The sequence below is a fragment of the Christiangramia pacifica genome, from assembly GCF_057221535.1.
Genome location: NZ_CM170146.1, coordinates 2,701,033 through 2,712,922 on the forward strand (window position 1 = coordinate 2,701,033; position 11,890 = coordinate 2,712,922).

At 36.6% G+C, this 11,890-nt stretch carries 14 protein-coding genes; 13 read left to right on the forward strand and 1 reads right to left on the reverse strand.

What is annotated here, in order from left to right; translation table 11 throughout:
• Positions 1 to 152: 152 nt before the first annotated feature.
• The gene (locus AC2S94_RS12380) at positions 153 to 1,385 is read right to left on the reverse strand and encodes an NAD(P)/FAD-dependent oxidoreductase (protein ID WP_484628886.1); all 1,233 of its coding nucleotides are present in this window, start codon (positions 1,383 to 1,385) and stop codon (positions 153 to 155) included.
• A 438-nt stretch (positions 1,386 to 1,823) separates the two neighbouring features.
• Here AC2S94_RS12380 and flxA point away from each other — a divergent pair, with 438 nt between their 5' ends.
• Genes flxA through AC2S94_RS12445 form a run of 13 tightly spaced genes read left to right on the forward strand, consistent with a single transcriptional unit; the run spans position 1,824 to position 11,843 of the window.
• A complete protein-coding gene (flxA, locus tag AC2S94_RS12385; protein WP_484628887.1) occupies positions 1,824 to 3,356 on the forward strand; it encodes a flexirubin biosynthesis tyrosine ammonia-lyase FlxA in 1,533 nt (510 codons plus the stop codon).
• 1 nt (position 3,357) lies between these two features.
• Complete coding sequence (gene flxB / locus AC2S94_RS12390) at positions 3,358 to 4,089, forward strand: flexirubin biosynthesis SDR family reductase FlxB (protein ID WP_484628888.1); 732 nt, start codon at positions 3,358 to 3,360, stop codon at positions 4,087 to 4,089.
• A 4-nt stretch (positions 4,090 to 4,093) separates the two neighbouring features.
• Positions 4,094 to 4,972 carry a lysophospholipid acyltransferase family protein gene (locus AC2S94_RS12395; protein ID WP_484628889.1) on the forward strand — a complete coding sequence of 293 codons (879 nt, stop codon included), beginning with the start codon at positions 4,094 to 4,096 and terminating at the stop codon, positions 4,970 to 4,972.
• 1 nt (position 4,973) lies between these two features.
• Positions 4,974 to 5,423 (forward strand): hotdog family protein, encoded by a 450-nt coding sequence (locus AC2S94_RS12400; RefSeq protein ID WP_484628890.1) that lies wholly within the window; start codon positions 4,974 to 4,976, stop codon positions 5,421 to 5,423.
• A complete protein-coding gene (locus AC2S94_RS12405; protein WP_484628891.1) occupies positions 5,420 to 5,839 on the forward strand; it encodes an acyl-CoA thioesterase in 420 nt (139 codons plus the stop codon). Before AC2S94_RS12400 ends, AC2S94_RS12405 begins: the two co-directional genes overlap by 4 nt.
• On the forward strand, positions 5,839 to 6,981 hold the full coding sequence (locus tag AC2S94_RS12410; protein ID WP_484628892.1) for a beta-ketoacyl synthase N-terminal-like domain-containing protein: 1,143 nt from the start codon (positions 5,839 to 5,841) through the stop codon (positions 6,979 to 6,981). Before AC2S94_RS12405 ends, AC2S94_RS12410 begins: the two co-directional genes overlap by 1 nt.
• Positions 6,978 to 7,583 carry a 3-oxoacyl-ACP synthase gene (locus AC2S94_RS12415; RefSeq protein WP_484628893.1) on the forward strand — a complete coding sequence of 202 codons (606 nt, stop codon included), beginning with the start codon at positions 6,978 to 6,980 and terminating at the stop codon, positions 7,581 to 7,583. The genes AC2S94_RS12410 and AC2S94_RS12415 overlap by 4 nt, the downstream gene beginning before the upstream one ends.
• Positions 7,576 to 7,833: a phosphopantetheine-binding protein gene (locus tag AC2S94_RS12420; protein ID WP_484628894.1), complete on the forward strand. Its 258-nt coding sequence runs from the start codon at positions 7,576 to 7,578 to the stop codon at positions 7,831 to 7,833. Before AC2S94_RS12415 ends, AC2S94_RS12420 begins: the two co-directional genes overlap by 8 nt.
• 3 nt (positions 7,834 to 7,836) lie before the next feature.
• Positions 7,837 to 9,021, forward strand: a complete 1,185-nt coding sequence (locus AC2S94_RS12425; RefSeq protein WP_484628895.1) for a beta-ketoacyl-[acyl-carrier-protein] synthase family protein — start codon at positions 7,837 to 7,839, stop codon at positions 9,019 to 9,021.
• Positions 9,014 to 10,072, forward strand: a complete 1,059-nt coding sequence (locus tag AC2S94_RS12430; protein WP_484628896.1) for a beta-ketoacyl synthase N-terminal-like domain-containing protein — start codon at positions 9,014 to 9,016, stop codon at positions 10,070 to 10,072. Before AC2S94_RS12425 ends, AC2S94_RS12430 begins: the two co-directional genes overlap by 8 nt.
• On the forward strand, positions 10,069 to 10,839 hold the full coding sequence (locus AC2S94_RS12435; protein ID WP_484628897.1) for a polysaccharide deacetylase family protein: 771 nt from the start codon (positions 10,069 to 10,071) through the stop codon (positions 10,837 to 10,839). Before AC2S94_RS12430 ends, AC2S94_RS12435 begins: the two co-directional genes overlap by 4 nt.
• The gene (gene lolA2, locus AC2S94_RS12440; RefSeq protein ID WP_484628898.1) at positions 10,826 to 11,449 is read left to right on the forward strand and encodes a flexirubin biosynthesis/transport protein LolA2; all 624 of its coding nucleotides are present in this window, start codon (positions 10,826 to 10,828) and stop codon (positions 11,447 to 11,449) included. The genes AC2S94_RS12435 and lolA2 overlap by 14 nt, the downstream gene beginning before the upstream one ends.
• Positions 11,450 to 11,477: 28 nt before the next feature.
• A complete protein-coding gene (locus AC2S94_RS12445; RefSeq protein ID WP_484628899.1) occupies positions 11,478 to 11,843 on the forward strand; it encodes an ApeI family dehydratase in 366 nt (121 codons plus the stop codon).
• Positions 11,844 to 11,890: the final 47 nt, after the last annotated feature.

Below are 11,890 nucleotides of genomic sequence, written 5' to 3' on the forward strand. Positions count from 1 at the left end.
CACTCAGAGCTATAGGGTTCAATAAAATTTTCAGTTAATTTTCCTAAATTTTGATTTTAAGACCACCTACAGGAAAAAATCCATCCAATCTAAATTTTATGAGTGTAATGGTCATCTTGAAAACACCATTTTTTAAGATTGAAATTCAAACCTCAAACTGATCTTTCTCTACTTAAAATTCGATGTAGGTTTTGAACCGCTTTTTCATGATTTCTTACAAATGGGTTTTTACTATTCCATACATATCCCGCCAAAACAGCACATATCTGTTCTTTTACCTGTAAGCTGGGATCTGCATGAAAAAATATATCCTGGAGTTTCCCGGAATACCACTCTCTTATATACGTAGAAAATACATCCACCCCCTTTTTTATATATTCGGAATAATCCTTTTGCCAATTAACGTATTCACCGTTTAACTCTTTTATGGCTAGCTTTGCCGCGAGTAAACCAGATTCGGTAGCGAAAGCAACACCCGAAGAAAAAACTGGATCTAGAAATTCAGCTGAATTTCCAGTAAGGACAAAACCTTTCCCGTGAAGATACTTTACATTTTTTGAGATGTTATGCACTTTAACTGGCTTGAATTCGAAACTAAAATTATCAAATCGATGTTCATAAAATTTTAATTCCTGAAGCATTTGTCTAAAACCCAACTCGGTATCATTATCAAACTTTTGGAACCAGGAATTTGGACCAACAAAACCCAGACTTGAATTGCCGTTGGAAAAAGGGATATACCAGAACCAGGTTTGGGTACCAACGATCTCAAAAGTAATTTGATTTCCTTCAAGTCCTTGAGGCCGGGTATTTTCTGAAATATGTGTGAAAATTGAAGAATGATCATAAATCTTTGGAGGAGCTTCTAGATCTAATTGCTTCGCAAGTACTCGACCATTACCGCTGGAATCGATAATAAACTTAGTTTGAATTTCGATTTCTTCATTCTCATTCCTAATAACAATGCTCCACAATTCATCTAAATATTTTACAGAAATAACTTCTGTTTCAAAACGAATATCAACTCCGTTTTCTTCAAGATGATCTGTAAGGACCTTATCAAAATCTGCCCTTGGAACTTGCCAAGTCCAGTCCCATCCGTCTCCAAATTTTTTACTGAAATCAAATTCTGCTAATTGACCGTTTTTAAGAAATCTGGCTCCGAATTTTTTTTGAAATCCCTGTTTATTCAGAACGTCAAGAAAACCTGCTTCTTCAAAATTATCCATGCATCGCGGGATCAAACTCTCTCCAATAGAAAATCTGGGAAATTTCTGCTTCTCTAAAACTATAGCTGAAATTCCATTTTTCTCCAGATATCCTGCGGCAACGCTACCTGATGGACCGGCCCCAATAATTACAATATCATGAAATTCCTTTTTCATGTTGTTAGGCATTTGAAGCAAACTTACAGAAAACAAATTATTGAAAAACTGAAAAAATAAAAAAGCCCTGAAATTCATACAGGGCTTTCTGAGATATAAGCAAAAAACTGGTCAATAAGATTTGATGGTGGTTAAATATAGCATCACATTGTGAGCAATGTCTATCATCCAATTATTCTCGACCAATCCTTCTCAAATGTATACTTCTAAATTGAAAATTGATGATCAATTTATGAATGCTAACCTTTATTTAAAATGTGGATTTATTACTTAAGAATAAATTCATGTTGAATTAATTTAGGCAGCCAACTGCTGAGAATGATGTTAGTATCTTCCAATATCAAATGGCCATTTTCTCAGTCTTTTCTATTAATTATGCTACATTTGTTAAAAGATTTAACAGTGGTCCCAAACCTATAAATACTAGCAGAAAAATATATGCTGAATTTAGAAAGCGCACTTAATTTCACTGATTTTTACAGGGTCCTTTTTGAAAATGAGGAGATTGAACTTGGTAAAGAAACCGAAAAGAGACTCACTAATAGTTTTGAATTTCTTCAGGAATTTTCAAAAAACAAAATCATTTATGGCGTCAATACTGGTTTTGGCCCAATGGCTCAGTACAAAATTGGCGATAAAGATAAGCTTAAACTTCAGCTAAATCTTATAAGAAGTCATGCTTCCGGAGCGGGAGAAGTAATGGAATCAATGCAGGTAAAAACTTTAATGCTGGCCAGGTTAAATACATTATGCTTAGGTAAATCTGGAATTCATATTTCTGTAGCAAATACACTTGTAGATCTTATCAATAAAAATGTTACTCCTGTAATTTTTGAACACGGAGGAGTAGGAGCCTCAGGAGATCTCGTGCAATTAGCTCATCTCGCTTTAGTACTAATAGGTGAAGGTGAAGTTGTTTACAAAAGCGAAAGGAGAAAAACTAACGAGGTTTTTCAAGAGCTTGGAATCAAACCAGCAGAGATCAGGATAAGGGAAGGTTTAGCTATTATGAATGGTACCTCTGCAATGACGGGTATAGGTATTGTTAACCTTATGTATTCCCAACGTTTACTTGGGTGGTCGGTGTTTTGCAGTTCTGTGATTAATGAGATCGTTCAAGCCTATGATGATCATTTATCTAAAGAATTGAATGCAGCGAAACTTCATCCAGGTCAGCAAGAAATTGCGGAAAAGATGCGCGATCACCTTTCAGATTCTAAGCTTACTCGTGACCGTAATGAACATTTATATTCAAGCGATGCCGACAAGAATTCTTTTTTTAAGGAAAAAGTCCAGGAATATTATAGTTTAAGATGTGTGCCGCAGATTCTGGGACCTGTTTCAGACACCCTGCAGAATTCATTAAAAATCTTGATTGAGGAAGTAAATTCAGCCAACGATAATCCCATTATAGATGTAGTTACTAAGCATGTTTATCACGGCGGGAATTTTCATGGAGATTATGTTTCTCTGGAGATGGATAAACTGCGGCTGGCAATAACTAAAACTTCTATGCTTGCTGAAAGACAATTAAATTATCTTTTGAACGCTAAACTGAATGATATTCTTCCGCCTTTTGTAAATATGGGTACATTAGGATTGAATTTCGGGATGCAGGGAGCGCAGTTCACGGCAGTTTCAACTACAGCTGAAAACCAGATGCTTTCTAATTCCATGTACGTGCATAGTATTCCGAATAATAATGATAATCAGGACATTGTAAGCATGGGAGCCAATTCGGCTAATATGACTAAGAAAGTAATCGAAAATAGTTTTGAAGTTTTTTCAACTGAACTTGCTACCATCATTCAGGCTTTATATTATTTGGATTTTGATGATAAGTTATCTACAGCAACCAAAAATAAACTGGAAGATTTAAGAAAAATTATACCTGAAATCAATGAAGATAGAGCTTTATATAAAGAGATCGCAGAATTGAAGAATTATTTAAAAAATAACGAAGCATACTAAAATGAAGTTCGCGCTGGTAACCGGAGGATCTAGAGGAATTGGAAAAGCTGTTTGCTTAAAACTGGCTGAAGATCTCAATTACAATATTTTACTGAACTATAACTCGAATACTGAAGCTGCCGAAGCTGCCAAAAAGGAAATCGAGGAATTAGGCGTGAAATGTGACCTTCTGAAATTTGACGTATCTAATAGCCAATCGGTTCAGGAATCTGTAGAGAAATGGAAATTAGAAAATAAAGAGGCTAATATCGAAATTCTGGTGAATAATGCCGGAATCACTAAAGATGGATTATTTATTTTTACCAATCAGGAAGCCTGGAATTCTGTTATCGATACCAGTTTAAACGGATTTTACAATGTTACGCAATCGGTTTTAAAAGATATGCTTCGCACCAGGTATGGGCGAGTGATTAACATAGTATCACTGTCGGGATTGAAAGGCAATCCGGGTCAGGTTAATTATTCCGCAGCTAAAGGTGCGATGATTTCAGCAACAAAAGCCCTTGCACAGGAGATTGGTCAAAGAAAGGTTACGGTGAATGCCGTGGCGCCAGGATTTATCGAATCAGACATGACCAAGGATTTCGATGAAAATGAATTTAAAAAGCATATCCCTTTAAATCGTTTTGGCCAGGCTGAAGAAGTGGCCAACCTGGTTAGTTTTTTAGCTTCAGAAAAATCATCTTACATCACCGGGGAGGTGATCAATATTAACGGGGGATTATATTCATAGACCTATGGCAACCTGGAAGGGAAAATCTCGAGGTACACTTTTAGGCTTCAAGATCTATGTGCAAATCATAAAGAAAACAGGCCTCTATTCAGCTTATTTCGTTTTGCTTTTCGTGGCATTATATTTCATCTTTTTCTCATTTACCTCTACAAAAAGTACATATTACCTATTCAGAAAAAGGCTGGGTTATTCTCCTATTCGTTCTGCCATTAATGTTTACCATAGCTATTTCACTTTCGGAAGAATTCAATTGGACAGGATCGCCATCACCAGCGGATTAAAACATAGGTTTACTTTCGAATTTGATGGCGTAAAGCATATTGAATCTTTATTAGCTCAAAAAAAAGGCGGTATTCTTTTAACCGCACACATCGGAAACTTTAATCTTGCGAAGCATTTTTTTGAAGAACGACATTCGGATGCTGTCGTGAACCTGGTGATCACAGATTTCGAACACAGGCAGATCAAGAGTTACCTGGATTCAGTTACCGGAACTTCAGAGGTTAAGATCATTGTTTTAAAAGAAGATCTAAGTCACGTATTTAAAATGAAGGAAGCCCTGGCAAAAAACGAGTTATTGGTTTTTGCTGCCGATAGATTTTTAAAACATTCAAAAACATACAAGGCAGAATTTCTGGGAGAAAAGGTCAATTTCCCTCAAGGTCCGTTCAAACTGGCAAGTAGAAACAAGATTCCGGTTTTATTTGTTCATTTAATGCGAGAAAGGAATTTCCATTACCATTTTTTTGCCAGATCATATAAACCTGTAGAGTTCACTGCTCAGGAAATATTAAAATCTTATCTTGACGATCTGGAAAAAATGGTAAAAAAATATCCTCATCAGTGGTATAATTACTACGATTATTGGAACGATTTCAGTTAATATGGCAGAGAACCTTTTACATCATCCCATTACCTCTCATGAGGAAATTATCAACCTTATTCCGCAAAAGGAACCTTTTGTTCTTGTGGACACGCTATTTGAATATACGGATCTTACAGGGGTGACCGGGTTTACGGTGCCTGCAGATCATCTCCTGGTTTGTGAAGATCAACTTACTGAAAGTGGACTTATAGAGCATATGGCGCAGAGCATGTCTTTGCACAGAGGCTACCAGGGATCTTTGAGCGGTCAGACTAAACCTAGAACTGGCTTTATTGGTGTGATCAAAACTGTGGAGATCTTCGGTTTGCCTTCTGCTAGTGAAAAGCTGAAAACCTACGTGGAAATCCTTCATGAGATCATGAACGTGACCTCAGTTTCCGCCAGAACTGAAAATGAAATGGGAGAAGTAATTGCGACTTCTGAAATGAAAACGGTTACGGTAGAATGACCTCTTCTGAATTAAAATCGATTACCAGGCTTAAAGTTAGATTTCATGAATGCGATCCTCTGCAGATCGTGTGGCATGGTAATTATTACAAATATTTTGAAGAAGCAAGGGAAGATTTTAGTAAGAAGCATGGGATTTCCTATCTGGATGCCAAGCAAAATGGTTTTGCTACGCCAATTGTAAAAACAGCCTGTGAGTATAAACTTCCTCTTAAATATGGAGATGAATTTGAAGTGGATTGCATTTTTGTAAATTCTGCCGCAGCAAAAATCATCTTTCATTATCAAATTAATTGTTCGGGCAAATTGATCTGTACAGGAGAAACGGTGCAGGTTTTTACTGATAATAATTCAGAAATGGTTCTGAACAATCCGCCGTTTTTCTTAGATTGGAAAAAGAAAATGGGATTGATTTAATGAACAGGAACTATCTTCTAAACGATTCAATAATTTCACCTTTAGGATTTACCACCGAAGCTAATCTTAAAGCTATTCGGAATTCAGAATCAGCTTTAAAATTTCAGAATAACTCGCGATTTTTTGAAAACGGATACTATGCCGGACTCATTGATCATGATCTAATTGACAGGGAATTTTCTGAAATTGGGAATTCTAAAAAGTATACCCGGTTAGAAAAAATGATCATCCTGGCTATACAGCAGATTTTTGAAAATTCATCAGATATTGATCTTGATAATACTGGTCTTATTATTTCCACTACCAAAGGAAATATAGATCAGCTTGGAAAAGATGATTTTCTATCAAACAGGATTTATCTCTGGAAAATGGCTCAGTTCATTGCTGATTTTTTCGGCTTTAAACAGAAACCAGTTGTAGTTTCAAACGCCTGTATTTCGGGTGGTCTGGCCATTAAGACTGCTAATGATCTTATAAATGCCGGGAGATTTAGAAATGCGATCGTGGCCGGAGGAGATCTTGTTTCCGACTTTGTACTTTCGGGATTTCAATCCTTTCAGGCGATAAGTGATCAGCCTTGCCGACCTTTTTCAAACGATCGGAGTGGAGTAAGTTTGGGAGAAGCTGCAGCCGCAATTCTAGTAGGGCCAGCCGAATCAATACAAGGTGAAGAAATTGAATATATAGATGCGGTTACAGCCAATGATGCTAACCATATTTCCGGGCCAAGTAGAACAGGAGAAGGTCTTTACCAAAGTATTTCGCGGTTGCTCGATAGTAATAATATTGATCCAGAGAAAATCGACTATTTATCAGCACATGGAACGGCAACTATTTTTAATGACGAAATGGAGGCAATTGCTTTTAATCGAGCCGGACTTAATAAAATTCCGGTAAACAGTTTTAAAGGTTATTTTGGTCATACTTTGGGTACATCCGCCTTGATTGAATGTATTCTCACCAAGCACAGCCTTTTAAATAATGAATTATTCGAATCCATTAATTATTCAGAATTAGGCGTTTCTCAGGATTTGAATATTATTAAAAATAATCATTTAAAGGAACTGGAAATTGCTTTGAAGACCGCATCAGGATTTGGTGGTTGTAACCTGGCCATGCTTTTAAAAAAGGTAAGGTCATGAAGAAGGAACTTTTCATTAATAATTCGGTGATCATTAGGGATTCAAAGGTTTTTAAAAATGGTAATCTTGTATTTAAGAATCATGAAGATCATAGTCTGTCAAAATTCCTGAAAAGCATATATAAAGGCCAGAAGCTGAAGTATCCGAAATTCTTTAAAATGGATACACTTTCAAAATTGGGCTATCTTGGTGTGGAGATCCTGATTTCGGGAAATATTCAGGATAAAGAGACTGCGTTGATATTTTCAAATTCCGCTTCCAGCCTGGAAACTGATGCAGCCTATGCTGAAACAATGAAAGAATTTCCGTCACCGTCCCTCTTCGTTTACACTCTGCCAAATATCATGTTGGGTGAGATAAGTATTAGACATCAGCTTCGATCTGAAAACATTTTTTTCATTTCTGAAGAATTTGATGAGAGCCTGTTTGTTGATTATTGTTATTCACTATTTAATCAGAAAAAAGCTGAAAATTTGCTTTGTGGCTGGGTGGACTTGCACAATAATGATTATGATGTATTTTTGTGGGAAATTGCCCCTAGCGGTAGAATCGATTTTAATCGAGAGAAGCTTAAAAAATTATACTTACCTACACATGAGTGACCTGCGTACTGAATTGAAGAAAAGCATTATCGAACAGCTAAACCTCGAAGATATGGAGGTAAGCGATATAGAGAATGATGAGCATCTTTTTGGAGATGGTCTCGGCCTAGACAGTATAGACGCACTTGAACTTATCGTACTTCTGGAAAAGGATTATGGCATAAAACTTACAGATCCTAACCAGGGGAAAGAGATCTTTAATTCTATTAACACCATGGCCGATTTTATAGAGAAAAACAGGACCAAATAATCTATGAAAGGTGTCGCTGTCACCGGTATGGGAATAATTTCTGCCATAGGTAGGAATATTGATGAAACCCATTCTTCTCTTAGATCAGGTAAAGACGGAATAACTTATCCTGAAATTCTACAAACAAATCATACCAATTTACCAGTTGGGGAGATCAAATTGTCCAATTCCGAATTAACTGATATACTTAAATTACCAAACGATCATTCCTGTACACGTGCATCTTTGCTTGCTATGCATGCCATTAATGAATTAGTTAAGAATTCAGTTTTTGATAAATTTCCTGAAGAGACCGGATTTATTTCCGGAACCAGTGTTGGTGGAATTGATAAAACTGAAAAGTATTTCTACGATTTTAAAGACCTTCCTGAATACCGCAAATACATTCAGGCGCAACATCCGGGATTTACTACCGAAAAGATCGCGGATTATTTTGGACTAAAAAATATGGTAACCACAATTAGTACGGCATGTTCATCTTCTGCTAATGCTATTATGATGGGTGCACAACTGATTGAGTCCGGTAAGTTGAAACGTGTGATCGTTGGAGGAAGCGATTGTCTTACCAAATTTACCCTGAATGGCTTTAATTCTCTGAAGATTCTTTCTGAAAGCAAAAATTGTCCATTTGATGAAGATCGCGATGGTTTAAATCTTGGTGAAGCTGCAGCTTATTTAATGCTGGAAGCTGAAGATGTGCTTCAGGACAGAAAAGTTTTAGGCAGGGTAATAGGTTTTGGAAATGCCAACGATGCCTTTCATCAAACCGCTTCTTCTGAAAATGGAGAAGGGGCTTATAATGCAATTTCAAAAGCATTTAAAAAAGCGAATATTTCGATTTCGGATATCGATTACATCAATGCGCATGGAACAGGAACGAAGAATAATGATATTTCGGAAAGTGTTGCCTTGAAAAGAGTTTTTGAAGAAAAGCTTGCAGATTTCAGTTCTACCAAAGGTTTCACCGGCCATACCTTGGGAGCAGCAGGAGCTGTGGAGGCAATTTTCAGCTTGCTTTCTATTCAGAATAATGAGATATATCCGAATCTAAATTTTCAATCTGAAATGCTTGAAACAGGCTTTAAACCAGTGACTTGTTACAAGAAAAAGCCTATTCATACCGTTTTATCAAATTCTTTCGGATTTGGTGGGAATTGCACTTCTATAATTCTACAGGAAAATGCCTAAGCTCTTTATAAACGGCATATCGTCAATTTCTCCTCAGTCAGAACATATTTTTGAAGGAGAAAATCCTCATGAATATTTTGATAATATTTTACCGGCTCTAGATCAGGATTATAAATCCATGATCAAACCTATGATGTTACGCAGGATGTCTAAAGCTGTGAAAATGGGACTTTTCTGCGCATCATCTGCGCTCAGGCAAGCAAATGTCGAAAACCCTGATGCAATTCTGGTTGGAACCGGGCAGGGTTGTATGCAGGATACCGAAAAATTTATGACCAGCATGCTGGATTCTGAGGAAGGTTTGCTGAGTCCTACCTCTTTCATTCAATCCACCCATAATACAGTTGGTGGGCAGATAGCGCTTGATCTGAAATGTAAAGGTCATAACATGACCTTTACTCAAAATTCGGCCTCGTTCGAAAGTGCACTGATTGATGCTTTACTTCAATCAGAAAACAAGGATGTTAGAAGTATTCTGGTAGGCGGAGTAGATGAAACTTCAAGAGAATTTACCGGTTTTCAGAAACTAGATGGCCAGATTAAAAATGAGCAGATCAACAATATCAATCTATTTGAAACAGAAACACCCGGAACGATTATATCAGAATCTGCGGCTTTTTGTCTGCTAGGTTTAGAAAGAAACTCAAATTCTTATGCATTGCTGAAAGATGTAGCGATAATTAATACTTTGGAAGTTTCAGAATTGGAATTAGAGATCACGAAATTTCTTCAGAAGAATGATCTTTCAGTTACAGAAATTGATGCGGTTATTTTGGGAAATAATGGAGATGTAAGATTCGATCATTATTATCATAAACTTCAGACTGGTATTTTTTCTAGCGCTTCTCAGGTTGGATTTAAACATCTGGTAGGTGAAAATAATGCTATTTCTTCTTATGCTTTCTGGCTTGCTTCCAGAATTCTAAGGGAAAACAAAATTCCGGATAATTTTAAATTGAATACTTTAAATTGCGATAAAACCCGGAATATTCTGATTTATAATCAATATTTAGGGAAGAACCACGGACTAACCCTATTACAAAGTCTTTGAGCTATAAACTGATCAAATTTATTTTTGCTTTTGCGGTGATTTCGGCCATCGCATTATTTTATCTGGAGATCTGGCCTTTCTGGCCTGTGCTCGTGATCATTTTACTATTCGCTTTGCTAATGTTAGTGCTTTCCACAAATGTTCAGTTTAATTTTTTTGTCAAAGCATTCAATAAAAATCCGCAATTTTCAGAAAACGCTGTTGCTTTAAGTTTTGACGATGGCCCGGATAAAAACACCATGAAAATTTTAGATATACTGGATAAGCACGAAGCTAAAGCCATTTTCTTTTGTATTGGCAGAAAGATCAATGAATATCCTGAAATATTTCAGGAGATCCTTAAGAGAGGACACATTGTGGGCAACCATACCTTTTCACATACCCGAAAAATGGGATTTCTCAGTAGTAAAACTATTCTGAAAGAGATTAGGCATTGCGACCGGGTAGCGGAAGAAATCGGTAAGGTGAGAATGAATTTATTCCGACCACCATTTGGAATCATAAACCCAAAAACTCAGCGAGCTTTAAAACAGACGGGGCACCAGGTGATTGGCTGGAATATCAGGCCTTATGACGCGATCACCAAATCTCCAGATAAGATTTTGAATCGGATTACCAAAGAAATTAATAGGGGAGATGTGATTCTTCTACATGATAATATGCCAAATACGGCACCCATATTGGAACAATTATTGGTTATTTTAAATCAACGAAAAATCGGCATCGTTAGAGCCGATAAATTATTTGATATTCATGCGTATAATTAAACTTTGCATCTTTCTCTTTAGCATTCATATGCTGGCTCAGAATGGAGCTTTAAATAGTTCAGAACAAAAGGCTTTTAAAGCAAGTGTTATTCAGAAATCCAATGACATAAATAGCTTTTCTGCAGATTTCTCTCAGAAAAAGCATATGAAAACTATGGATGGAAGTCCGGAAAGCCAGGGCAAGGTTTACTACAAATCTCCGAATACTTTAAAATGGGAGTATACCAATCCCTATGATTACCAATTGCTTTTTATGGATTCCAAGCTTTTTATCGTGGAAGAGGGACACCTATCTGAGGTAGATCTTTCTTCAAATAAATTATTTGAAAAGATGGGGGAGTTGGTATCCGGAAGCGTGAATGGGAAGATCTTAATGGCAGATAAGGATTTTGATATTACCTATCATCACGCGGGAGAAAATGTAAAAGCGCTAATTATTCCAAAAGATCAGAGTCTTCGTGGAATGTTCAAGGAGATCTGGATCAATTTCAATGCAAGTCATTTAATTAATTCTGTTAGGCTTATAGATCCATCCGGTGATTATACCGAAATCTCTATGAAGAATATTAAAATTAATCAGCCTATTCCTTCTTCAGTTTTTCAAAACTAAAGTATCTTGCTCTTTCTAAAATTTATCTATGATTCTGGAAGGCTTTTATGAAGTTTCTAATACGGCACTGGCAGGTGATGATGCTGTCACAACCCTTAAAGTAAATAAGGACCACGATCTTTATAGAGGTCACTTTCCTAACCGGCCGGTAACTCCAGGTGTGATTCTTATGCAACTTTTTAAAGAAGATGCCGAAAGGATTTTTGACAAAAAGCTACAATTGGTTAGAGCCGATAACGTGAAATTTACGGCTGTTTTTGATCCTACTCAGGACAACGAACTTGTTCTTGAATCTAACCTTACTGAAACTGGTGAATTCGTTAAACTTAAAGGAATTGCTCGTAATAAGAATGGAATCGTTTTAAAGATCAGTTCTCTTTACAAAACCTGCTAATTATTTCTTTCTGTTGTGTTCCTCTGTGAATAAATAATACTTTTGCA